Source organism: Streptomyces sp. NBC_00237 (assembly GCF_026342435.1).
Classification (GTDB): Bacteria; Actinomycetota; Actinomycetes; order Streptomycetales; family Streptomycetaceae; genus Streptomyces.
This window is the reverse complement of sequence record NZ_JAPEMT010000008.1, coordinates 1-20666: the sequence shown is the minus strand read 5'-3', so window position 1 is coordinate 20666 and position 20666 is coordinate 1. Positions and strand designations below refer to the sequence as shown.

General features: G+C 70.6%; 27 protein-coding genes. 20 read left to right on the top strand and 7 right to left on the bottom strand.

The window, feature by feature from the left end:
* Nucleotides 1-43: 43 nt before the first annotated feature.
* The gene (locus OG897_RS39995; RefSeq protein WP_266665285.1) at nucleotides 44-1156 is read left to right on the top strand and encodes a hypothetical protein; all 1113 of its coding nucleotides are present in this window, start codon (nucleotides 44-46) and stop codon (nucleotides 1154-1156) included.
* Nucleotides 1153-1365 (top strand): hypothetical protein, encoded by a 213-nt coding sequence (locus tag OG897_RS39990; RefSeq protein ID WP_266665283.1) that lies wholly within the window; start codon nucleotides 1153-1155, stop codon nucleotides 1363-1365. The genes OG897_RS39995 and OG897_RS39990 overlap by 4 nt, the downstream gene beginning before the upstream one ends.
* Before the next feature lie 60 nt (nucleotides 1366-1425).
* On the opposite strand, the gene OG897_RS39985 is transcribed toward OG897_RS39990, so the two are convergent.
* Nucleotides 1426-2118 carry a haloacid dehalogenase-like hydrolase gene (locus tag OG897_RS39985; RefSeq protein ID WP_323188164.1) on the bottom strand — a complete coding sequence of 231 codons (693 nt, stop codon included), beginning with the start codon at nucleotides 2116-2118 and terminating at the stop codon, nucleotides 1426-1428.
* A gap of 119 nt (nucleotides 2119-2237) precedes the next feature.
* On the opposite strand from OG897_RS39985, the gene OG897_RS39980 reads away from it, so the two are divergent.
* From OG897_RS39980 to OG897_RS39915, 14 genes are all read left to right on the top strand, one after another.
* Complete coding sequence (locus tag OG897_RS39980; protein WP_266665281.1) at nucleotides 2238-3443, top strand: helix-turn-helix domain-containing protein; 1206 nt, start codon at nucleotides 2238-2240, stop codon at nucleotides 3441-3443.
* Between the two features lie 101 nt (nucleotides 3444-3544).
* Complete coding sequence (locus OG897_RS39975) at nucleotides 3545-4477, top strand: ATP-binding protein (RefSeq protein WP_266665279.1); 933 nt, start codon at nucleotides 3545-3547, stop codon at nucleotides 4475-4477.
* Complete coding sequence (locus OG897_RS39970) at nucleotides 4474-4995, top strand: hypothetical protein (protein ID WP_266665278.1); 522 nt, start codon at nucleotides 4474-4476, stop codon at nucleotides 4993-4995. Before OG897_RS39975 ends, OG897_RS39970 begins: the two co-directional genes overlap by 4 nt.
* A gap of 396 nt (nucleotides 4996-5391) precedes the next feature.
* Entirely contained in the window at nucleotides 5392-5817 is a 426-nt protein-coding gene (locus OG897_RS39965) for a hypothetical protein (protein WP_266665276.1), read from the top strand.
* A gap of 109 nt (nucleotides 5818-5926) precedes the next feature.
* Nucleotides 5927-6412 (top strand): transcriptional regulator, encoded by a 486-nt coding sequence (locus tag OG897_RS39960; protein WP_266665274.1) that lies wholly within the window; start codon nucleotides 5927-5929, stop codon nucleotides 6410-6412.
* A gap of 59 nt (nucleotides 6413-6471) precedes the next feature.
* A complete protein-coding gene (locus tag OG897_RS39955) occupies nucleotides 6472-6645 on the top strand; it encodes a hypothetical protein (RefSeq protein WP_266665272.1) in 174 nt (57 codons plus the stop codon).
* A 52-nt stretch (nucleotides 6646-6697) separates the two neighbouring features.
* Nucleotides 6698-6877, top strand: coding sequence for a hypothetical protein (locus tag OG897_RS39950; RefSeq protein WP_266665271.1), 180 nt, complete (start codon nucleotides 6698-6700; stop codon nucleotides 6875-6877).
* Between the two features lie 103 nt (nucleotides 6878-6980).
* Nucleotides 6981-7520 carry a flavoprotein gene (locus tag OG897_RS39945; RefSeq protein ID WP_266665269.1) on the top strand — a complete coding sequence of 180 codons (540 nt, stop codon included), beginning with the start codon at nucleotides 6981-6983 and terminating at the stop codon, nucleotides 7518-7520.
* A 245-nt stretch (nucleotides 7521-7765) separates the two neighbouring features.
* A complete protein-coding gene (locus OG897_RS39940) occupies nucleotides 7766-9880 on the top strand; it encodes a helix-turn-helix transcriptional regulator (protein WP_266665267.1) in 2115 nt (704 codons plus the stop codon).
* 57 nt (nucleotides 9881-9937) lie between these two features.
* Nucleotides 9938-10315, top strand: coding sequence for a hypothetical protein (locus OG897_RS39935; RefSeq protein ID WP_266665265.1), 378 nt, complete (start codon nucleotides 9938-9940; stop codon nucleotides 10313-10315).
* A gap of 5 nt (nucleotides 10316-10320) precedes the next feature.
* Nucleotides 10321-10869, top strand: coding sequence for a helix-turn-helix transcriptional regulator (locus tag OG897_RS39930; RefSeq protein WP_266665263.1), 549 nt, complete (start codon nucleotides 10321-10323; stop codon nucleotides 10867-10869).
* A 14-nt stretch (nucleotides 10870-10883) separates the two neighbouring features.
* Complete coding sequence (locus OG897_RS39925) at nucleotides 10884-11216, top strand: hypothetical protein (protein ID WP_266665261.1); 333 nt, start codon at nucleotides 10884-10886, stop codon at nucleotides 11214-11216.
* A 76-nt stretch (nucleotides 11217-11292) separates the two neighbouring features.
* Complete coding sequence (locus OG897_RS39920) at nucleotides 11293-11598, top strand: DUF6247 family protein (protein WP_266665411.1); 306 nt, start codon at nucleotides 11293-11295, stop codon at nucleotides 11596-11598.
* Nucleotides 11595-11855: a hypothetical protein gene (locus tag OG897_RS39915; protein WP_266665259.1), complete on the top strand. Its 261-nt coding sequence runs from the start codon at nucleotides 11595-11597 to the stop codon at nucleotides 11853-11855. Before OG897_RS39920 ends, OG897_RS39915 begins: the two co-directional genes overlap by 4 nt.
* A gap of 100 nt (nucleotides 11856-11955) precedes the next feature.
* On the opposite strand, the gene OG897_RS39910 is transcribed toward OG897_RS39915, so the two are convergent.
* Nucleotides 11956-12885: a hypothetical protein gene (locus tag OG897_RS39910; RefSeq protein ID WP_266665257.1), complete on the bottom strand. Its 930-nt coding sequence runs from the start codon at nucleotides 12883-12885 to the stop codon at nucleotides 11956-11958.
* A gap of 200 nt (nucleotides 12886-13085) precedes the next feature.
* On the opposite strand from OG897_RS39910, the gene OG897_RS39905 reads away from it, so the two are divergent.
* Both OG897_RS39905 and OG897_RS39900 read left to right on the top strand, forming a co-directional pair.
* Nucleotides 13086-13784 (top strand): hypothetical protein, encoded by a 699-nt coding sequence (locus OG897_RS39905; RefSeq protein ID WP_266665255.1) that lies wholly within the window; start codon nucleotides 13086-13088, stop codon nucleotides 13782-13784.
* Nucleotides 13785-13970: 186 nt separating this feature from the next.
* Entirely contained in the window at nucleotides 13971-14408 is a 438-nt protein-coding gene (locus OG897_RS39900) for a hypothetical protein (protein ID WP_266665253.1), read from the top strand.
* Between the two features lie 18 nt (nucleotides 14409-14426).
* On the opposite strand, the gene OG897_RS39895 is transcribed toward OG897_RS39900, so the two are convergent.
* Nucleotides 14427-14936, bottom strand: coding sequence for a hypothetical protein (locus tag OG897_RS39895; protein ID WP_266665251.1), 510 nt, complete (start codon nucleotides 14934-14936; stop codon nucleotides 14427-14429).
* A gap of 205 nt (nucleotides 14937-15141) precedes the next feature.
* Here OG897_RS39895 and OG897_RS39890 point away from each other — a divergent pair, with 205 nt between their 5' ends.
* On the top strand, nucleotides 15142-15837 hold the full coding sequence (locus tag OG897_RS39890; RefSeq protein ID WP_266665249.1) for a hypothetical protein: 696 nt from the start codon (nucleotides 15142-15144) through the stop codon (nucleotides 15835-15837).
* Between the two features lie 4 nt (nucleotides 15838-15841).
* On the opposite strand, the gene OG897_RS39885 is transcribed toward OG897_RS39890, so the two are convergent.
* Together OG897_RS39885 and OG897_RS39880 are read right to left on the bottom strand one after the other, a co-directional pair.
* On the bottom strand, nucleotides 15842-16138 hold the full coding sequence (locus OG897_RS39885; RefSeq protein ID WP_266665247.1) for a hypothetical protein: 297 nt from the start codon (nucleotides 16136-16138) through the stop codon (nucleotides 15842-15844).
* Between the two features lie 248 nt (nucleotides 16139-16386).
* Nucleotides 16387-17118 carry a phosphotransferase family protein gene (locus OG897_RS39880; RefSeq protein WP_266665245.1) on the bottom strand — a complete coding sequence of 244 codons (732 nt, stop codon included), beginning with the start codon at nucleotides 17116-17118 and terminating at the stop codon, nucleotides 16387-16389.
* Nucleotides 17119-17262: 144 nt separating this feature from the next.
* Between OG897_RS39880 and OG897_RS39875 the strand changes: the two genes are divergently transcribed.
* Nucleotides 17263-18048, top strand: a complete 786-nt coding sequence (locus OG897_RS39875; protein ID WP_266665243.1) for a hypothetical protein — start codon at nucleotides 17263-17265, stop codon at nucleotides 18046-18048.
* 488 nt (nucleotides 18049-18536) lie between these two features.
* Here the strand turns inward: OG897_RS39875 and OG897_RS39870 are convergent, their stop codons facing one another.
* Together OG897_RS39870 and OG897_RS39865 are read right to left on the bottom strand one after the other, a co-directional pair.
* Nucleotides 18537-19007 (bottom strand): helix-turn-helix domain-containing protein, encoded by a 471-nt coding sequence (locus tag OG897_RS39870; protein ID WP_266665241.1) that lies wholly within the window; start codon nucleotides 19005-19007, stop codon nucleotides 18537-18539.
* Nucleotides 19004-19564 (bottom strand): hypothetical protein, encoded by a 561-nt coding sequence (locus OG897_RS39865; RefSeq protein WP_266665239.1) that lies wholly within the window; start codon nucleotides 19562-19564, stop codon nucleotides 19004-19006. The genes OG897_RS39870 and OG897_RS39865 overlap by 4 nt, the downstream gene beginning before the upstream one ends.
* Nucleotides 19565-20666 lie beyond the last annotated feature (1102 nt).

Sequence of the window (20666 nt, the reverse complement as noted above, 5' to 3'; positions counted from 1 at the left end):
ACGGGTGTCGAGGTAGGACGCCGTCGGTCAGGAGGGAGCTCCCGTGCAGAACCGCTCCATCCTCCGTATCCACTTCCACCTCCCGCCCGGGGCCGGGAGCGAGGAGCAGTACGAGGACCTCCTGGACCTCCTGCAGACGTTCACTCCCCGGGTTCAGCCGCTGCCGCAGGACTACAGCGCGGAGCTCGACATCACCGGGGCGCTGCGCCTTTTCGACAAGGACGCCCCTGCGCTCGCCTCGATGATTCAGATGCAGGTAGCCGGGCTCCACGGCACCGCCACCAGCGTGGGCGGCGGCCCCACCCGCCTGATCGCCGCAATGGCCGCCGACCTCACCGCACCCGGCCGCGCCACCCTGATCCCGCCCGACCAGGTCGAGGCATTCCTTCGGCCCCGCCCGGCCGCCGCCCTTCCCGGGGTCGGACCCTCCACTGCCCGCACCCTCACCCGGTACGGACTGCATACCATCGGCGCCCTCGCCGACACCCCGCTGCTCACCCTCCAGCGCATCCTGGGCACCGCGACCGGAAAGCTCCTGCACGAACGGGCCCGAGGCATCGACCCCCGCCCGGTGGAACCCGGCGAGTTGAGTAAATCCCTCAGCGCCCGGCACGACTTCCCCCGCGACGAACTCCTCCCGGACGCCCAGCGGCGGGCGCTGCTGGCCCTCGCGGAGGACGTTGGGCTGCGCCTGCGCACCACCCGGCAGGTCGCCGGCGCGCTCTCGGTGACCGTCCGGTACGCCGACCGCTCCACCACCACCCGCACCCGCACTCTGGCGGAGCCCACCCAGCACAGCCGGGCCCTGGCCGCGGCCGTCTACGACATACACGCCCAGCTCGGGCTCCAGCGGGCCCGCGTGCGCACGTTCACGCTCCGCGCGGAAGGACTCGCACCCGCCGAAGATGCTGCCTACCAGCTCACCTTCGACCCCGTCGACGACCAGGCCCGCGCCGTTGAGGAGGCCGCCGACCGGCTCCGGGCCCGCTTCGGCAGCACAGCACTGGTGCCCGCCTCACTCGCCGTGGTGGACCGGAGCCGCTCCCCGCGCGCACGCGCGGCCGCGCGCCGCCAGCACAGTGCCCCCAGGTCTGGGGCTGCCACAGGCCCCGCCCGAGACACCCGACCGGAACAGCACCAGGAGCCGCTGCCATGACCCAGAAGCCCAACCTCTACACGGGCTACGAGGACGAGTTCACCAAGCTCGCCGCCACCCACCAGGGACGCCCGGCGGCGACCGTGGTCCCCCTGCTGCGCCGTGCCGCAGACCGCGTCCTGCTCGAATTCACCGAGGCCGACCTCCAGGAACAGGCCGCCGCCATCAGCTCGGGCGCGCCGTACGGCCTGCGGATCACCGTCAGCTGACAGCCCACCAGCACCACCAGGCGGTCAGGCCCGTCAGCCCGGTTCTAGCGGGCCGGGCCGTCAGTTCGTCCTGCGGGTGAGGAGGTCCAGCAGCAGCGGGTCGGTGAGGTCCTCGATCACCGCATGCGCCCCGGCTCGGGCGAGGTCGGCGGCGCTCGTACGGCCCGAGGCGACGGCCAGAACGTGGACGTGGTTGGCCAGGCCGGCCGCAACGTCGGCGGGTGTGTCCCCGATCAGCAGGACGTCCTCGGGGGCGACCGTGATGTGCAGGGCCTGGCTAGTGCGGGCCATCGCGGTGCGTACGAGGGCGGCCCGGTCGTCGTCGTCCTCGCCGTATCCGCCCAGCTCGAACCGGATGTGGGTATCGAGCCCGAAGGTGCCCAGCTTGATTTCGGCGACCGGCCGGATGTTGCCCGTGACGACGGTCTGCACGACCCCGGGCACCTCGGCGACCGCCGCGAGCGTGTCCGCCGCGCCGGGCAGCGCGCAACCCCGGACGCGCAGTTCATCGGCGCGCACCCGGTGCCGTTCGGCAGAGCAGGCAGCGAATTCCTCGAACATCGCACGGGTGCTGTCGAGCCCGTGCAGAGCGGCGGTCTCACGGAAGATGACCGGCTCGGTCATCCCGTCGACAGTCGCCTGCTCGCGCATGCGGTGTCCGGTGACCTGCTGGAAGCACTCGCCGAAGATCTCACCGCCGACACCGTGCGTGGCGATCAGGGTGTGGTCGATGTCCCACAACACCACCTGCACGATCTCTGCCTCCCCTTCGGCCACCCTCAACGGGCCTCACCGTGTCACACGTTGGAGTAATACCGCCTGCCCGACGGTCGCCGGAACTACGCTGGAACCCCCTCTTCCAGGAGGACGGGATGGACCTGCCCGCACTGCCCCTCGGCCCGCGCGTCCGGCATCACCGCGAGCGCCGTGGCCGCACCCAGGCGGTCGTGGCCGGTCTGTGCGGGATCACCGAGGACTACCTCTCGCAGATCGAACGCGGGCTCAAGAAGCCCTCGTACGACGTGCTGCTGCGGCTGGCCGCCGAACTGGAGGTCTCCGTCGCCGTCCTGCTGGACGAGTCGGCCCTCCCGCAACCGCAGGCGCCGGACACCGCCGCCGACCACGTCGTACGGGCCCTGCTCGGCCAGTACCCCAACACCCCCTGCGGTGCGGCGCCGCACGTCGGGCTCCGGACCCGGGTGGATGACCTCTGGCGCACGTGGCAGACCTCAGCCGCGCGGTTCACCGCGACCGAGGCCGTCCTGCCCGCGCTCATCGGCGATGTCGAGGAAGCCGTCCGCGCCCACCGCCGCAGCACTGATCCGGCCGCCCGCCGGGAGATCCTGCGCACCGCGGCGGACCTGTACGGGCTGCTGCGCTCCTACTGCCGGCGGGCAGGGCGGCTCGAACTGTCCCTGATGGTCGCCGACCGGGCCCTGCGCGCCGCAGAAGACGCCGACGATCCGCTGCGGATCGCCACCGCCCAGTGGAACCTGGGACACATCCTGCTCTCCACGGCCGGTGACGAGCACGCTGCCGCAGACGTCGCCCGGTCCGCTGCCGAAGACCTGCACCGCGCCCTCAGCACCCCGGAGGCTCTCGCCGTCCAAGGGGCCCTGGAGCTGGTCGCGGTGGTCGCCCAGGCCCGTACCCGGCGGGCCTGGGCAGCCCGCGAGCACCTCGACCGGCGGGTGCGTCCGCTGGCTGAACAGGTGGGGGAGGGCAACGTGCAGTGGACCGTGTTCGGGCCCACCAACCTGGAGCTGCACGCGGTGTCGGTGGAGATGCTCGCCGGGGACGCCACCGAGGCGCTGCGCCTGGCCGACCAGGTCGACACCGCCCAGCTTCCCTCCAGGGAGCGGCAGTTCACGTTCATCCTCGAGGTGGCCCGCTGCTACGACCTGCGCCGCGAGGACGCCGCCGTCCTGGTCCACCTCCTGGAGCTCGAAGAGCTCGCCCCCGAGGACCTGGAGCGTTCCCCGCTGGCCCGCGAGCTCGTCCTCTCCCTTGTCGAGCGGTCCCGGCCCACCTACCGGCGCAAGGCGACCGCGCTCGCGGAACGGCTCAGCCTGCTGTAGCACCCGTACCGGGAGGCAACCCGGACTCTCAGCTCGGGTTGGGAACGGGCCTGCCGCGTAGCGTCCCAGGCACCCACGACGCCCACGAGCGGGAAACTCCTATGACCAGCAACTCCCCTTCTCTGTCCGGCACTTCGCCGTGTCCCGGGCCCGCCGGCCCTCTCTCGGATGCCGTACGGGTCCCGCGGTACCTCGGCTTACGGGCTCTGAGCCACCTGGGCGGGAGGGAAGGCGGCGTCGCCGTCGACCCCGCCCAGCGGCACCTGTACTTCCTCGTACCGCCCGGCGCCGCCACCGGCTGGGACCTGCCGCACACCACCGTCCTGGACACGCCCCACTCCCTGGTGCTGCCGGAAGCGGGGAAGGAAGCACAGCCCGGCCCGTACTGGCTGCACTCCCCGCGCCCCGGCCGCGTGCACACCGACGCCACGGTCCTGCACGCGGCTCTGCGGGAAGCCTGCGGCGGCGACGGGCCGGCCACCGGCATCGAGGAGCCGCCCTTGGACACGGTCGCGGTCGGGGGGTGCGGAGCGGGCAGCCCCAAGAGCGCGGCACAGGCCCGGGAACGCCCTGGGGTAGCGGCCTGCGGGCAGGCGGCAATGACGTTTCCTGCCTCTCCCGAAGGCGTGCCTAGGGCCCGCGAGGCAGCGGCGCGGACGCTGGCCGCATGGCGGATTCCCCGGGCCATCGACACCGCCCTGCTCGTGGTGTCCGAGCTGATGACCAACGCCGTGCAGCACACCGTCGGCGCGATGGCCGAACTGGTCCTCACCCATGGGAGCGGGCTCCTCCTGGTGGAGGTCCGCGACGACAGCAGCTGCCCGCCCGCGCTCGTACGCGGCATTGGAGACGCGGAGAGCGGACGCGGCCTGCAACTGGTCCATGCCCTGAGCACCGACTGGGGATGGACTCCGCTCGGCACGGACCGCAAGAGCGTGTGGGCGCTGCTGCCCGTACGAGCGGCGGAACGGGCGCAACCGGCACGGCCGACAGGAGAGTCAGGGCCCGCAGCTGCGGGGAGGTTGGGCGCATGAGCAGTGAAGCCCGCGCCCGGCTCGCGGACCTGATGGCACGGCACGGTGTCGACGGCATCCTGAAACTCGACAACGACAGCACCTGGGAGGCGGGGGCGGATCAGGACGTCGACCACGCCCCGGCCTACGACCTGGACACCGCCTGCCTCGACCCGCACTACGTGGTCCTCGCCAACGACCAGGACGCGCAGAACCTGCCGCTCGACCGCGCCCCGCACCTCGCCCTGGCGGCCGCGGTGCTCGCCGTGCCGAAGACCACCGCCCTTGAGGCCGGCCACTGGGCGACGGTCGTCCCGCAGCTGCGCGACCACGCCCGGGAACAGGTCACCCTGGTGCGCCGCCGCTGCGACGCACTGCCATCGGGAAGCCCCCTGCGCCCCCTTGTCGAGGCATCGCTGCGGGAGGCCGACCGGCGGCTCCCCGAGCTGGTGCACCACACCTTGGCCCACGCGCAGAGCTGCGCCCGGCTGGTGCGGACGCTGTATCTCGCACTGGATCAGCTCGAAGCCGCCGGATGACCCGGGGCGTACACAGCAGGGGCCGCCGGATCACTTCCGGCGGCCCCTGCTGTCGTAGTCCTTGTTCTTCGGCGTGCTGTGCGCCCGGCGGCAGCATCGGCTTCAGGAGATGGGCACCGCCGGGCGACGTACAGGGTGGCATCTGAGTCTGGCGCCGCTGGGGACCGGGGTCTGGAATCGCTGCGCCCGGCACCCCGTTCCACGTGCCGTGCTGGCCTCAAGGCGCTGGTCGGCGCAGGAAAGTCGGCCAGCAATCAGAACGTAGGACCTGCCAACTGCCGGTTAGGTAAAGGAAGTTGGCAAAAGAATCATGAACGACCCCCTTGTGTGCGTAAAACGCACGGCGCTACTTTGTGGGTGTGCGGAAAACGCACAGCAGTTGAGAAGGGACCGGGCATGGCCATTCAGATCACGCCGGGGCCCACGGTCGGCGAACTGACGCTGACGTGGGACCCGCACAACGACGATCCGCGCGGATACCTGGACAGGGCGACCAAGGACGGACGGCTGGAGTCGGCGCTGACCGCGCTCGGTGCCAGCACGATCGAGGCCCTGGAGACGACGGGGGACCTGGGGCAGATCACCCAGGCCACCGCGTCCATCCAGCGGGAACTGGAGCGCCGCATGCGCGCCATGGTCGTCCAGCTCAGGGACCACGAGGGCAAGAGCTGGGGCGACATCGCGATGCTCCTCTACGACGACCCGAGCAAGCGCAGCAGCGCCCGGGGCGTCTACAACGCGGGGGTTCGGCAGATGGGCCTCGGGCACCTGGCCGTGGCCGAGGACGACGACGCGACGGACGACCAGGCGCAGCAGAACTGACCGGACTCCATGCCCGGTGCCTCTCATCAGTGGGGGCGGCCGTCCACTTCCAGGCGCACGGCCGCCCCGTACTCCCGAACTCCTCGCAGAGAAACAGGAGACCACCATCATGGCCGATCCCGGCCTCACCGCCACCACCTTCGCCGCAGTCTTCGTCGCCCTCTACATCGGCCACTCGGTCGGCGACCACTGGGTGCAGAGCTCGTGCCAGGCCGCCGACAAGGGGCGGCCCGGCTGGACGGGCCGCGCGGCCTGCGCCCGCCACGTCCTCGGACTCACCGCCACCAAGGCCGCCGTTCTCCTTGCCGTCGTCCTGGTCCTGGACCTCGCCGTCGGCACGGCCGGCCTCGTGGTCGGCCTCGGTGCGGACGCGGCCTCGCACTACTGGGCAGACCGGCGCACCACCCTCGCCCGCCTCGCCCGCCTCTGCGGGAAAAGCGAGTTCCTCTCCCTGGGCACCCCGGCCCACCCTGCCCACCCGGTCACCGCCGCCGGTACGTACGCCCCGACGCTCGGCACTGGCGCCTATGCGCTTGATCAGAGCTGGCACACCCTCTGGCTCGGGATCGCCGCACTCGTCATCGCGGCCCTGTGACCCCAGGCCACGCGCCCCGTACGACCTCACTCCACACCACCACGTCTGAAGGAGTCCCCGTGTCCGACAACCAAGGCCAGAACACCGGCGCCAACTCCAACTCCAGCGGCCAGCCGGTCTTCCACGGCACCCAGGCCGAGGGCGACGCCAGCGAGCTGATCGTCGGCGGCACGTTCCACGCCGACGTCCACGTCAACGGCCAGAAGGTCTCGTTCGGCAACCAGCAGCAGTAGTCGCAGAGCACGCCCGCACGCCACGCAGCCAACAACATCTGAGGAGCACGTCATGCCGGAGAACACCAACAACCAGGACCAGGGCCAGCAGAACAACCAGGACCAGGGCCAGCAGCAGGACCAGACCACCACCTACAACGGCTCCCACATCATGGGCAACGTCACCGGCATCACCGGCGGCACGTACTACGGCGAGATCAACCTCGGCGACATCATCAACAAGAAGAACTAGTCCTCCCGTACGGGCGAAGTCCCGCACCCCGCAGTCAGGGGTGCGGGACTTCGCCCGTAGAGGGGCGCTTGCGCGCACTTGCTGATCGCTGTGGACTGCCTGGATGACCAGGACCCTGTACGTGATTTCCTGCGCCGCACCTCCGGCCCGCCGCCTGTCCGTTCCCATCTCCGCTGCGCAGAAGGCAGGCTGGGACGTCTGCCTGATCATGAGCCCGTCCGCGTACCGCTGGGCGCGGGAGGACTCCGAGGGGGAGATCGATGCCTTGGAGGACCTGACCGGGCATCCGGTGCGCTGGCAGTACAAGCTCCCCTCGCAGCCGGACGTTCTGCCCGCCCCAGACGCGATGCTGGTGGCACCGCTGACCAGCAACACACTGAACAAGTGGGCCGCCGGCATCTCCGACACGCTCGCCCTCGGGCTGATCACCGAGGCGATCGGGATGCGGACCCCGCTGGTGGCGCTGCCGCACTGGAACGCCGCCCAGGGCCGCCACCCCGCCGTGGCCCGCAGCGTCCAGACCCTGCGGGACGCCGGAGTGACGATCCTGCTGGGGGAGGGGGGCTTCACTCCGCACGAGCCGCGCCAGGGTGATCTCGATGCCTACCCGTGGCAGGCCGCACTCGATGCCCTGCCCGCCTGAGCGCCCCGCCGTACGAAATCCGTGACAGCACGCCGTAAGGTCCTCGCGCTTGAGGGAGGACCCTACGAGCCTCACACGGTATTTCCGCAGGCGGGAAGGGGTGGGGTGGGTGCCTGTGAGCTGTGAGGCAGAGCCTGCGGATGCCACCTGAAGCCCTTGATCAAGAGAATCCGAACGGGTTAAAAAAACGGGCTAAAGACTTGGGTAAACAGTGCTAGGGTGGGGGTACGAAAGGAGATCCACCCATGGCATCCGAGGAAGAGCTTTTCGCGAACATCGACGCCTTGCTGGAGGAGGAGCCGCAGCTCCCGCCCCCGGCGGAGCGCGCCCGGCTGCGTGAGGCCGCCGGCATCACCCAGGCCCGGCTCGCGCAGGCGTTGAAGGCGTCCGTGCAGACGGTGAAGAACTACGAGAACGGCCGCTCCGAGCCGAAGTCGCCGCGCCTGGAGGCGTACCAGCGACTGCTGAACGGGTGGGCCGCCAAGTACCCCGCACACGCCGCCCCCGCTGCTCCCGTTCCGGTCGTCGCGCCGCAGCCGGTGGTGCCGGAGACGTTCACCGGCCCGGCCGCCCCCGAGCCCGAGGTGGAGACCGTCGCCCCGGTGGAGACACCCGCCGCCGACCCGGCCGCAGCGGAGCGCCCGGCCGCCCGGCCCGCGACATCGCGCCGCCCGGCGGCGAAGAAGGCCGCGAAGCCCGCGACCGACCCGCGCTTCCCGAACGGTCCGCTCGCCGTCCTCGATGGTGACGGCCGCGCGTACGGCGTCGACGGCATCGTGCTCAACTGCCCGGCGACCACCGTCGTGGAGCTCGTGGAGTGGACGCTCGGCGAGGCCGGTCTCGGCGCGCCGCGCCTGCACCGCCACGGCAAGGACGCCGACCCGCTGATCGTCCTGACCACGGAGGCCGCCGTGAAGCTCGGGCTGCCCGAGCGCCTGGAGGACCGGCGCGGGCTGCGCCTGGAGGAGGACCACCCGGTCGTCAAGCAGGTGTTGAAGGCGAAGTGGCAGCTCACCAAAAGGGGCTTCGGGCCGTGGGCCCGCATCTACCGCAAGGCGCAAGGCGCTCAGCGCCAGTGCGTGCAGCTCGCGGTCCTGCCCTGGGACGCCCTCGATGAGCGCTCCTGGCCCGGCGTCACGGACATGGCCCCGGTCGACATCGCCCGGGTGCTGGGCATCTACGCCCAGCGGGTGGCCACCCCGCGCGGCTCCACCGCCGTCTCCGGCCTGGAGCTGATGACCGCGCTGCGTCCGCCGACGCGCCCGGTGCGCGATGAGGAGACCGGGAACTGGGTGGCCGGCCACAACCCCGGCAGCCTCGGCACCGAGCCGATGGACCCGGCGCCGCCCGAGGGCCAGCCCGAGCACCCGGCCGTCTTCCACTCCGGCTGGGACGGCGGGTTCCTGAACGAAGAGGCGTACAACTGGGTGCGGCCGGTGAAGCTCCTCACCGATGAGGAGTGCACGCTGCCCTACGCGGTCGGCCTGGACCTCAACACCGCGTTCCTCGCGGCCGCCGCCCGGCTCACCGTCGGCCTGTCCGCCCCCGACCACTTCCACGCCCCGCAGTTCAACCCCAAGATTCCCGGCTCGTGGCTGGTCGACCTCTCCCACGTGGAGATCGACCCGCGCCTGCCCTCACCGTTCACGCCGACCGGCGAACGCCCCACCGGCCCGGCCTGGTACCAGACGCACACCGTCGCCTACGCCCAGGAGCTCGGCTACAACGTGGCACCGATCGAGGCGTACCTGCGCCGCGAGACCGGCGCGTACCTGGACCCCTGGCACGACCGGCTCAAGACCGCCTACGTCGACACCCTCGCCGACATGGGCGTCACCAAGGACCTGACCGACCCCGAGTTCCTGGAGGCGATGGCCCGGCACAAGGACGTCGACCCGGTACTGACCGCCGTGCTCGCCGCGATCAAGGGCACCATCAAGGGCGGCATCGGCAAGCTGTTCGAGAACCCGCAGGGCAAGCACTACAAGCCCGGCGACCCGTGGCCGGCCATGCAGCGCCCCACCTGGCGCCCCGACATCCGCGCCGCCGTGATCAGCAAGGCGCGGATCAACATGCACCGCAAGCTGTTCAAGATGGCCGACATGACGGGCCTGTATCCGCTCGCGGTGCTGTCCGACTGCGTCGTCTACCCGAGCCCCGGCCCCAGCCCGCTCGACTTCCTGCCGTACGCGGCCAGCGGCAAACCGCAGCCGGGCGGATTCCGCCTCGGTCCCACCCCCGGCCTGGCGAAGCTGGAGGGTGTCGAGCCGATGATGTGGACGGTCGACCTGATGGAAAAGTCCAAAAACCCCGCCAGCTTCATCAAGGGCGGCAACGCCGTGGTCGACGACGGCGAGTAACACCCGCCCCCTGCCACCGGATTCACCCACATCAAGCACCCAAGGGAGCCGTACCCGATGAACCTGCCCACCCCCCGGTGGCCCGTCCCCACCACCCCGCCCGCCCACGACGCGGAGCTGTTCGCCCGCGCCATGCGCGACATGCGCCTGACCTGGCGCGCCCGCGGGGTCCTGGCCGAACTCACCACCGCCTACGCCCCTGGCGAGGGGCCCACGATCAGCCAGCTCGTGTCGCTGACCCGCAGCGAGCGCGGGGAGGCGGCTGAGGGGCGCGACGCCTACCGCAAGGCGGTACGTGAGCTGCGCGAAATCGGCTACATCGTCCCTGACGAGACGACGTCCACCGGAGTGGGCGAGCGCCTGGTCACCGATCTCGCCCCGGCCGCCGACGCCCACCTGATCGTCGACCGCGACCTCTTTACCGACGGGAGCTGACCGGCATGGACGAGATCCACGACGCCCTCCAGCGCGCCGACCAGGAGGCGTTCACCAAGGCCCCGCCCAAGACCCTCAAGGGCCAGCTCAACTTCCTGCGCAAGCACCTCAGCGCGAAGGAGATCGGCCAGGGCGCGGGGGTCACCGGTGACTCCGTCAACCGCTACCGGCGCGGCGTGCGCCACCCCTCCCCGGACGTCGCCGCGAAGATCGAGGCGATGGTGCGGGAGCGGTGGCAGCCCGGCGTGCGCAGAAGCCGCCGCAAGCAGGCCGCTTCCGCTGGCATCAAGGTGGAAACCCGGGCGTCCTTCGGCTACCGGGCTGCCGGGGGATCGACCGACGAACCGCGCATGCGGAGGGTGACTGTCGAGCTCCCCGCGCACCACGCACGCCTCCTGTTCGACGCCCAGGACAGCGGGGCGAACGACCAGAAGTTGCGGGAAATCGTCGCCGACGGAATTCGGGAAGTGTATTTTCAGGACGGTGGTCGCCGCGCCCGGGACCTCAACGAAGTGGAATTGAAATCCATCGACTACCTGGATATCGAGTACTGACGAGGAGCCCCTTTATGCCCAGCATCAATTACCCGTTCCCGAACCCGACGACCGAGGCCGACCGCGCGGCGAACCGTCGGGCCGCCGACGACTACGACCGCCAGGAGCAGCACGACGGCCTCCCGCCCGCCCGGTACTCCGCAGGCGCCGACGACCTCCCCGGCCTCCCGTCCACTCCGGCACAGGACGTCGCCTACGTCGCCGACCGGCTGTTGTGCAGCGACCCAAGCGACTCGGAGCGGGCCACGGCCGAACTCCTCAACTACGTGGCCGCGACCTGGGACAAGCAGGACCTCCCCCTGCGCGAGCACGCCCAGGCCGTCGCCCGCGCCCTGCGCCCCCGGTAGGAGGGATCGCCGCATGTCCGCTTCCACAGCTCAACTGCGCGCGTACGGTGGGGTGACGACCCGCCGGGAGGACCAGATGAGCGCGCAGCCCGACCACGCACCCGTCACGCCGTACGCCCCCGCCCCCGGGGCTCCGGCGGAACTCCTCGCCCAGCTGCGCGCCGACAAGCGCGCCGCGCAGTGGGTGCCGGCCTTCGAGCAGCAGTGGGCGGCCGCCCTCGAGGAATCGCGCCGCACGTTCTCCCTCGCCGGGCTGTACGAGGTCGTCCAGGAGTGGCAGGGCCTGATCGCCGCAGCCCCGGACGTCGACGCGTTCGTCGCCTCCGGCTACGACGACAGCGACTTCATCGATATGGCGGAGCTCCGCGGCAGGCGCCGGTGACCGCACAGCCGTACGCGGTCCGCTTCTCCGCCCCGGCCGCCAAGGTCCTCAACGCCCTGCCCGAGCACGCGGAAGACACCGTGTGGGACGTTCTGGACGCCGCCGCGGCCAACCCCTGGGGGTTTCGGCAGTTCAACGCGGACGACCCCGAGGGCGGGGACGTCCGCCACGCCTCCGTCGGCCAGCTCTCCCTCACCTACTGGGTGAACCGGCCCCTGCGCCGTCTGTCCGTCCTCACCATCACCTGGCTCGGATAGCCACCCCGTGACAACGGCCTGACCCCGGCATTGCAGCTGCCGGGGTCAGGCCGTTTCCGATCGTATCCACCGCCGTATCCAGCAGTTGCCACCCGGGTAGTCACCACCGGTCGAACTCGTCAGCGGCGGCATCGAGGCGGCGCAGTACCTCCGGATCGGCCTTCGAGCCGCGCTGTTGCTGCCGGAGCCACACGTTGGCACTCAGCTCCATGCGCGGCGACTCGGAGACCTGCGGCACGTGGAAGAGCCCGTCCACCAGGAGACGGCCGCTGCTGGCGGGGTCGTGGCCGACGTGCCGCAGGGCCCACCGTGCATGCGCCGGCGCCAGCGTCCGGGGGCTGCTGGTGTGCCCGTCAGGGCACACGTACCGGGCCCGCATCCCGTCGACAATCACCGTGCCGCCCTCGGCCGGGCACCCCTTGTGGGTGCAGCGCATCGCCATCACGCTGCCTGTCGTGATCACCTTCACGCCCCCGGCCGCCTGGACCTGGACGCTGCCCGAGGGCACCGGCACCACGTACAGGGCCTCGCGCCGCTCCTCGTCCAGGTCAGCCAGAAGGGCCCGCAAGCGGGCCGTGGCCGACTGGAACGCCGATGGCCCCGGCCCGTGCAGCTCGTCCATGTCCCCGCCCAGGTACCGGTCACCGAGGTCGCGCTGCACGAGCCACACCTGGCCTGCCCCCTCCTCGACCTGACCGGCGATGGGCGGGGCCTCGCCGGTCTGCCGCAGCAGCTCCCAGCTCTCCTGCACGAACTCCGGTTCTCCGGCCGCGTCGACCGGCGCGAGCGTGGCCAGGATCTCCTGGACCGGCACCTTCTGGGGGAGGCGGTCGTCCTGGGCACGCAGGTGCAGGACCAGCGCCAGTGTCCCGAGATCGCTGATGTAGCTGTCGTCGTCCCACCCCGGCGCCAGCAGCCGGGCCGCCTCCCCAACTGCCCCTCGCCACCGTTCCGAAGAGGTGGACGAGACCAGGAGGCTCAGGGCCAGCGGGAGAGGCCATGGCGTGCCGGACAGGACGAAGCGGCTCATGCCGCGCCTCCCAGGGGTACGTCCGCCAGCCGGGCCCGCATGAAGAGGTCGCTCATCGTCATGCCCTTGAGCATGAACCACCGATCAACTCAGCGGTAGTGAACGGGGATTCACCAGCCAACGGCAGGGCCCGACGCCCGGACGACCACGTCTTGGCCCCTCAGCCCGCACGGTGCGGCGCACCCCCGTAGAGTCGCGCCATGGCGATAGACGATCTCCACCAGGTGTTGGCGGCACTGAGCGAGGACCTGGCCACCGGCCAGTGGACTCCGCGCTCTGTCGAGTGCGAGCTCGCCTCCTACGTGGCCGTCGGCCTGCAGACCGCGGCCGCCGCACAGCCAGAGGACGGCGAACAGGCCGCCATTCGCCTGCTGCCCGACATCATCCGCTCGGCAATCCGCGCGGCCGGCCCCGGCATCGCCACCCCCGCGGTGACGGACGGACGGTGGGCGACCGCCGTCGTGCACTGCGCGGGCCACCTCGAACCCGCCTACGGCGCCGAAATCGGAGAGTGCCGACGCCTGGCCGTGCACCTCCTCAACGCGTGCGTCGACATCGCCTCCACCCTCCAGAAGACACCGTGCACGACCTGCTTCCGCCATGCGCTGGGCTGGCACGCCGTCCCCGGCGACGACCCGGTCAGCGCGATGAGCCGGTCCTCGGCCAGCGCCTTGTACGGACTGCATGTCCAGACCGAGCACCCCGAGACCCCAGTGCCCCACCCGGACTACGAATGCGCCGACTGCCTGCACTTCGTCAGCTACGTCGAACGCTCCGGCGACGACGTCGAAGTGGACGGCGCCTGCCAGATCAGCGGGCCGGACGTCCTGGAGCAACACCTGTACTCCCACCTGATCCACCAAGTGCCCGTCCCACGCCCCGAACCCGCACAGCGATAGCCCCTGCTCCGCGGCCGGTACCCCCGCCCGCGTGGTTTCCGGCCGGTAGTACTGTTCTGGCCACTGAATCGAACCCCGGGGGAGGGGCATGCGGTTTCCACCGTTCAAGGACCGCCGAACGCTGACGACCACCGAGCTGCACGCAGCCGCCCTGACCGCACGGTTCGACAGCAGCCGGGCCATCCGGTGAGGCACCCGTCCTCGGTGTGGGAGTACGCCGCCTCCGCCGCCGATCAGCTCCTGCGCTGGCACGCCCACGGCACCCCGGACCGAATGGAAGAACCACGGCACACCCGAGCCGTGGTCTTGCTGGCTGCCGCGATCAACAACGAGGTGACGGAGGCAGACGCCGGCCTCGCCCCGCCGGCGGCCGTCCTCGCGGTCGAACTGGCCAACGCCGACCGTGCCGTGGACGCCTACGCCGCCTCCGCACTCCAGCTCTGCCCTGCCACACCCGGCGTCGGGCTGGAGGAACGCGACGCTCTGCTGACGCTGTACGGCACCACCGAGTACAGCGCTGTGGAGACTCACGTCCGCGAGGCGCTCGCCGCCCACATAGCCGACGCGGACAACCCCCAGATCACCATCCACGGACGCCGCGACGCCCTGATCTCCCGCTGGTGACGCGTACGTCCCAGGTAGTCACCAGGCGCCACGCGGACGCTCGGCACCAAGTTGGACCTCGCGCCGACACTCGGGACAGTCCGGCAGACCTCCCACCAGGCGTGGTTTGTCATCGAAGCCCCAACTGAATCCGCACAGGCTGGTGCTCACCGAGTCGGGATGAACCTGATCATCCTCTGTGGCGTGCGAGCCGTAACCGGGCACGTTCCAGGTGAATGTCGCACGTCGGTCGTACGGCGCACCCTTGGGCCAGGTGTAGACCGGCTCGGTGGTGGTGCAGCGCATCCGCAGATCAGGGCCGTCCCAGCGCTTGCCGTACCGGATCTGCGAGCTGGCATCGACCGCGTCAGCGAGGCGTTCGAAAGACAGGTCGAAGTCGCGCATGTGCTTCCACTTGCCGGGCTGCTGCTGCCGCATGAGCGTCCGGAACATCAGCAGCAGCCGCGCCAGGTCGTGCTGATCGACCCGGACCGTCCTCGTCTCCGGGTCGTAGCCGTACGTCGGGTCGTGGGCGGGCTTGTTCGGCATCGGTCCTCGTTCGCTCGGCGGTCAGCGCGTCCACGGTCGGCGGCCTGGACGACGTCGTGCTCGCTTCCAGCTGCTGCTCAACGAGCCGCACCCTGCGCAGCCACGCCAACCGCCGCCGCTCGTACGCCAGAAGAGCTACCCCGGGCACCCGCGCCGGGTAGTAGCGTGCCGGTGACTGATCCAGACCCAGGGGTGGGGAGCGGCAATGAGGTTTCCACGGTTCGATGAGCAAGGCCCGCTGACGACGACCGAGCTCGAGGCGCTGCGGTCGCTCAACGCGGCGTTCTTGACCGCGCGCTACGAGTGGCAGTCGGCGGTCGCCCTCTGGGACCGCCTCCAGAGCCACGGCGCGGTGGCCGAACAGCACGAGACGCCCACGACGTTCCCGTTCCACGGGCAGGCCCTCCAGGAGATCGCGAACGGCGCGACCGCGTACGAGCGGCATGCGGCGCTGACCGCCTGGCGGTACACGGCCGCCGCACTCGTCCTGGGCGTCGCCGTGCTGCAGCGCGTCGCGGAGGCGAAGCAGCCCCTGAGCACCACGACGGTGGAAGAGCTGTGCCAGGAGCCGACCCTCGGCCGCCTGCACGAGGCCCTGTCGGTGCCGGTAGCCGACCTCCTTCCGGAGCGCCAGCTCGGCATCCCGAACGACCGCGAGCGCACGGCACAGCGGTGGGCCAAGGTGCGCGACGGCGTGGACGACGCGATCGAACGCGTGGTGGAGATCGCCGAAGACGAGGAAGAGGCCGACCCCCGGACCAAGGACGAAGCCGCCGGCTGCCTGCTGACCCAGCACTGCCCGCCCCACACCGACCCGGTGTACCAGGGTGTCCTGGAGCCGCTGTTCCGGCTGGCGGAGGAAGTGTCCTTCGATATCAACCGGCTCATCGAGAAGGGCTGAGCACTCAGACCTGCGGCGGCGCCGCACCGGGCAGGTCACCGGCGAAGTCCCACCACTGCTGGATGGTCCACACGACGACGCGGGAACGGTCGGTGGACATCCGCAGCCACACTTCCTCGCCACCGGGCATGAGCGCCACCTCCACGTGCGGCTCCTCCCACGTGCCCAGGGCGTACATCCACTGGATGCCGTCGGGCCAGGTCCGCATCGCCGCCGTACGCACGCTCAGCGCCGCGGCGAAGGCATCCAGGGCCGCCTTGGGTATCCGCACCTCCGCCGGCTCCCGCTCGATCCCCGCCACCCCGAACCTCCCTGGCTCTGCGGCGAATCGCGACAGCCCGCCGTCGCCGGTCAGCCTGCCAGACCTGCCCGGCACAGGTGTCACGTACAGCCCCCACCCTGTGAGCTCTATGAGCCTCACACCCCATTTCCCCAGGTAGAAGCGCTGACCTGTGAGGGTGTGAGGCTGTGAGACAGGGCCCGCGCCCGCCATCCGGAGTCACCGAAAAGTGATCGCGCAGGCCGGGAGATCGGGCGAGCGGAGGCCCGTCAGGCCAGGGCCGCTTCGAAGACCGCGCGGTTGGCCGCAGTGTAGGTGTGCTCCCGCTCGGACCACCGGATCCGTTCGACGATCTCGTGGTCATCGGCGACGTGCGGCGGCGGGCCTGCGAGACGGCTGCGCCACCAATGGGCGTTGCGGGTCTGGCGGTCAAGCGCGGCACCGATGAGGCGGGGACGGGCGCAGGTGTCGAGCAGGTAAGCGTCGGCGAGGACACGCACCTGCGCCGCCTGCACGGCGGCTGGCGGAGCGCCGGGCTTCGAAGAGATGCAAAAGGTCCACGCCATGTACCCGAGATCCTCCAGAGGATCGCCGGGAGCGGCGGTGTCGAAGTCGATGAAGGCGACCGGAACACCCTCCGTGAAGACGGCGTTGTTCGGCCCCGGGTCGTGGTGACAGACCACAGGATGCCCACCGGCCAAGCGGCTGCCACGGGTGGCGTCGTGGAAGGCGCGAAGCAGGGAACCCGAGGCAGCCACCTGGGCATCAGTCCACCGTTGGAAGCGGGCAGGCACCCAGCCGGGGATGTAGCTGAGGACCTCCCGGCCGGCCGCGTCGAACCCGAAGTGACGCGGAGCGCCGGTGAACCCCTCCTGCCGCAGGTGATCGAGTAGCTCGGCAACGAACGGGGACGACGCTGTGCGCGGCCGTCGAACCGTGCCGCCGACCCTGACGACACCGGGGGTGATGCGCCCACCCGGCAACGGCACCTCGATCTCCATGGCCCCATCATTCACGCCCGCCCGCGCCTGGCGCTCAACCGACCCTCCGCCTGAGCAGGCCCGTCGGTGCAGGGTCGACGCCCCAGAGCTCCCGTGCTTCCGCACGCCCTGTGCGGGGCCGTCGACGCGCAGGACGATAGAGCCGTGGGCGAGCACAACGAGGACCTGGACGACGGCGCCGAACCGGCAAGGCCGACGCTGAGCACGCCGCAGGCCCGCGAGATGACGGCCGGACTGCGCGACGCGATGAACGACGTCCAGCGTTCCGTGGCGGTCCTCGCCGCCCGGGTCCGCGCCGCGCACGCCGCCAAGGTCTGGCTCCCCCTGGGACACAGCAGCTGGGAGTCGTACTGCCGGGCGGAGTTCGGCATCAGCCGCGCCCAGGCGTACCGGCTCCTCCACGTCGCCCGCGCCCTGGCCGCGATCCACGACGCCATCGCCGCCGGCCCCGATCCGTCTCGCACGCGAGACAGCGCCCCGGAAGCCGCGGTCGCGCTCGACTACGGCCTCTCCCAACGCGCCCTGATCGCCGTCTCCGGTCGTACGGACACCCTCGCGGACCTGATCACCCGCCGACTCGCCACGCTCGCCGACAGCGGCCTCCAGGCCCTCGATGAGCCCACCGTGCGCGCCGTGGTCCGCCAGGCCGTGCGCGACGTCCGCACCGCGCCGCCCCCGCCGCCCGCCGAACCGCCGGCGGATCCCGCGCTCACCGAGCTGCGCCGCGTCGTCGACGAACTCGCCGTCACCACACACCAGCTCGGGGAGCTCATGCTCGAAGTCGCCCCCGCGTACCTGTCCGACATCGAGGCGGCCGACGTCCTCGCCCCACTGTGCGACCAGATCGGCGAGACCCTCGACAACGCACTCGCCGCCCGCCGCTACGCCCTCTCCGGCGACCGCCGCGCCCTGTCCGGCACCATCCTGTAGCCCGATGAACCCAGCTGCCCCTATGAGGCTCACAGCCCGTTTCCCCAGGTGGGCGCGGTGCGCTGTGAGGGCGTGAGGTGTGAGGCGGGGGCCTGCGGCGACGGGGCAGCGCTGCTCCTGGTCGTGCTGCTCGCCGTGGTGCCCAGCGTGCCGCTGCTCGATGGGCAGCGGGGCAGCGACCACCGCCAGGGGCGTGCTGCTCGTGGTCCTGGCGGCGGGCGTCGGGTTGCAGCACGGCGGGTTTGCAGGAGCAGCGCAGCATTTGCATGGGCCGCGTAGCACAAGGGTGCTGCACGGGCAGCAGCCCGGCCCCGGCCGATGCAGCACGGCCAGCTGCTGCACGCCGGTCGTCGTCGCGTTTGTTCTGCTGCACCAGAACGAACCGGTTTACCTGGTGCTACCGGTGCTGCTCCGTCCCGGCCGGGAACGACGACGGCGCCCTCCCCGTGGGGTGGGCGCCGTGGCGGTGTGCGGGCTGGGGCAGCAGTTCATCCGGCCAGTCGCAGCGCGGGCCGGACCTCGGCGAGGGGGGCGTCCTCGCCGCCGTCTGGGTCCGGGTCGAAGTCGGTGCCGGTGCGGCCGTCACGTACGCGCGGCGGGCGGATGTCGCCGACCGGGAAGTTGATGGGCCACACGTGGGTGTCCGGGGCCGCGAGGTGGTTGGTCATGTGGGCGAGAGACTCGTAGCCGGCCAGCAGCGGGTGGATGAGCAAGGTGCCCTTGCGCTGCCGCTCGCTGATGATGCCCTTGTCGCGCAGCTGGCTGATCGCTCGGGAGACGGCGGACTGCGACAGCCCCAGCCGCTCGGCGAGTTCCTGCTGACGGATGTGGACCAGGCCGCCGGGCTCCTGGCGCGCGGTGAGCACGTCGAAGATGTCCCGGGCCGTGGCCGACAGGCAGGCGTTGGGGAGGACCTCGAACAGCTGCGGGTTGTGGAATCCGGGGATCGTGCTGCTCATCGCGAGGTCTCCTTCTTCCCAACGGTCGGGATCTCGATTTGGTGCTCCAGCAGGACGTTCTGCAACGACACGACTAGTTGCCGCTGCTGGTCGCTGCCCCACCCGTAAGCGTAGAGCGGGTTCAGCCGGTACAGCCCGCGCTTCTCCTTCCACGTGAAGTTGTGGCGGGAGAGCTCCCCGATGGCCTTGCTGACCTTGGTTTGCGAGCAGCAGAAGTGCTCGCCCAGCTTCGCCTGGGTCGTCTTCACCAGGGCCTGCTGGTCGTGGTGCGTGACCAGGTAGTCCAGCACGTCCCGGGCCACCATGGAAAGCCGGAACTTCCACAGGTTCGCTTGCAGCACATCCGAGATGCTGGAGTGGTTCGTGCCGTAGAAGACGTAGGGGCGGCGCTTGCGGTCGTAGGTGAACGTCCCGCCCTTGGACAGTTCCTTGAACTTGTTGAGCAGGGCAGCAGCCGATTCCAGGCCGTTGACGTCATCCCGCTCCGGGGCAGGGACGGGAGCCAGCGGCGCCGACTGCAACGGCGCGCGCGCACTGCTTCTCAAGGGCTGTGCCACTGACGCTCCTCCATGATCAATGAGGCGCATAACATACCTCATGAGTGATGTTATGCGTGAGATCTATTCATCTCGGGTGTGTCCCTAGCCAGCGTCGATCTAGTCGGCTAGAGCGCATAGAACTCGGGCCATACGACCGCGATCTATGCGTGCAGGGGAATGGAACTTTCGCGTTGTCGCAGGTCACGGGTTCGCGCCTATCTGGTAGTTAGAGGCGCGCCCTCCACTTCCCGCGGCTACGGCCTCTCGCCGCCGCGCGCGGCGGCGAGGCGACGGCCCGTCAGGCGAGGCTCTGGATGCATCCGCTGACGACCCACCACCTGCTGCCCGTGGGCTCGCGGACGGGGCTGAGGCGGCTTCGCGTGCGGCTCCGTGGAGTCGGCGCGGACCGTAGGCGGCAGCAGCGGCTCTGAGTCTCGGGCTGTACCGGCCGTGACGATCAAAATCACGGAAGCGTGGCCGGTCTCGGCGGCGGGTTCCGCCGCCCGGCCTGGCGGCCGATCGGCTCAGGTGCCTCCGCACGTTGAATTCCAGCTCTCGCATATCGGGCTTCCGTTCCGTGGCTGAGGCATTCAAGGCCGCGCAATTCTTAATTCTGCCGGGAGTTTTTGAGCCGGGGCGGGGGTGGTGCGGGCAGGACCCAAACGCTACACAGCTAGGTCCCGTGATGCATCAGCCCTTGAGTGTCTTTGCTCCTACGGGTGACGCATCACTCGATTCCGTTCCACGGTTGCGGGTTGGCGTGTATACTGGCAGGGTATTGGTGAACGTGAGCGGCTGGTTTCGAGGGCGGGGGAGGGGTCAGGGTGGAGCGCAGCGGAGCCCGTCACTGCGGTGTGGCCGGCACTCGACCGGACCGACGGGCCGTCACTCTCGTTGCGGGGGTGGTAGCTGGGAATTCCAGGTCCTACACAGGCCCGCACATGATGCACCTCCTCCTGTAGCCAGCCTCAGTGATCGCGCTTGCGCGATCACACCAATTCGCGCTTGCGCGAATTGCATTCCTTCCGGAATTCCGTTTACGGAATTCCATTCCGGCGCTTGCGCCGGAATTCGAATTGCGCTTGCGCAATTCGCCGCTCTATGCCCCCGGCTTGCCGAG

What these genes read in the sequence shown, in the direction of transcription:
- OG897_RS39990 (WP_266665283.1), top strand. Translation starts at nt 1,153, where the DNA reads ATGACCCAGAAGCCCAACCTCTACACGGGCTACGAGGACGAGTTCACC.
- OG897_RS39980 (WP_266665281.1), top strand. Translation starts at nt 2,238, where the DNA reads ATGGACCTGCCCGCACTGCCCCTCGGCCCGCGCGTCCGGCATCACCGC.
- OG897_RS39975 (WP_266665279.1), top strand. Translation starts at nt 3,545, where the DNA reads ATGACCAGCAACTCCCCTTCTCTGTCCGGCACTTCGCCGTGTCCCGGG.
- OG897_RS39970 (WP_266665278.1), top strand. Translation starts at nt 4,474, where the DNA reads ATGAGCAGTGAAGCCCGCGCCCGGCTCGCGGACCTGATGGCACGGCAC.
- OG897_RS39965 (WP_266665276.1), top strand. Translation starts at nt 5,392, where the DNA reads ATGGCCATTCAGATCACGCCGGGGCCCACGGTCGGCGAACTGACGCTG.
- OG897_RS39960 (WP_266665274.1), top strand. Translation starts at nt 5,927, where the DNA reads ATGGCCGATCCCGGCCTCACCGCCACCACCTTCGCCGCAGTCTTCGTC.
- OG897_RS39950 (WP_266665271.1), top strand. Translation starts at nt 6,698, where the DNA reads ATGCCGGAGAACACCAACAACCAGGACCAGGGCCAGCAGAACAACCAG.
- OG897_RS39945 (WP_266665269.1), top strand. Translation starts at nt 6,981, where the DNA reads ATGACCAGGACCCTGTACGTGATTTCCTGCGCCGCACCTCCGGCCCGC.
- OG897_RS39940 (WP_266665267.1), top strand. Translation starts at nt 7,766, where the DNA reads ATGGCATCCGAGGAAGAGCTTTTCGCGAACATCGACGCCTTGCTGGAG.
- OG897_RS39935 (WP_266665265.1), top strand. Translation starts at nt 9,938, where the DNA reads ATGAACCTGCCCACCCCCCGGTGGCCCGTCCCCACCACCCCGCCCGCC.
- OG897_RS39930 (WP_266665263.1), top strand. Translation starts at nt 10,321, where the DNA reads ATGGACGAGATCCACGACGCCCTCCAGCGCGCCGACCAGGAGGCGTTC.
- OG897_RS39925 (WP_266665261.1), top strand. Translation starts at nt 10,884, where the DNA reads ATGCCCAGCATCAATTACCCGTTCCCGAACCCGACGACCGAGGCCGAC.
- OG897_RS39920 (WP_266665411.1), top strand. Translation starts at nt 11,293, where the DNA reads ATGAGCGCGCAGCCCGACCACGCACCCGTCACGCCGTACGCCCCCGCC.
- OG897_RS39910 (WP_266665257.1), bottom strand. Translation starts at nt 12,885, where the DNA reads ATGAGCCGCTTCGTCCTGTCCGGCACGCCATGGCCTCTCCCGCTGGCC.
- OG897_RS39905 (WP_266665255.1), top strand. Translation starts at nt 13,086, where the DNA reads ATGGCGATAGACGATCTCCACCAGGTGTTGGCGGCACTGAGCGAGGAC.
- OG897_RS39895 (WP_266665251.1), bottom strand. Translation starts at nt 14,936, where the DNA reads ATGCCGAACAAGCCCGCCCACGACCCGACGTACGGCTACGACCCGGAG.
- OG897_RS39890 (WP_266665249.1), top strand. Translation starts at nt 15,142, where the DNA reads ATGAGGTTTCCACGGTTCGATGAGCAAGGCCCGCTGACGACGACCGAG.
- OG897_RS39880 (WP_266665245.1), bottom strand. Translation starts at nt 17,118, where the DNA reads ATGGAGATCGAGGTGCCGTTGCCGGGTGGGCGCATCACCCCCGGTGTC.
- OG897_RS39870 (WP_266665241.1), bottom strand. Translation starts at nt 19,007, where the DNA reads ATGAGCAGCACGATCCCCGGATTCCACAACCCGCAGCTGTTCGAGGTC.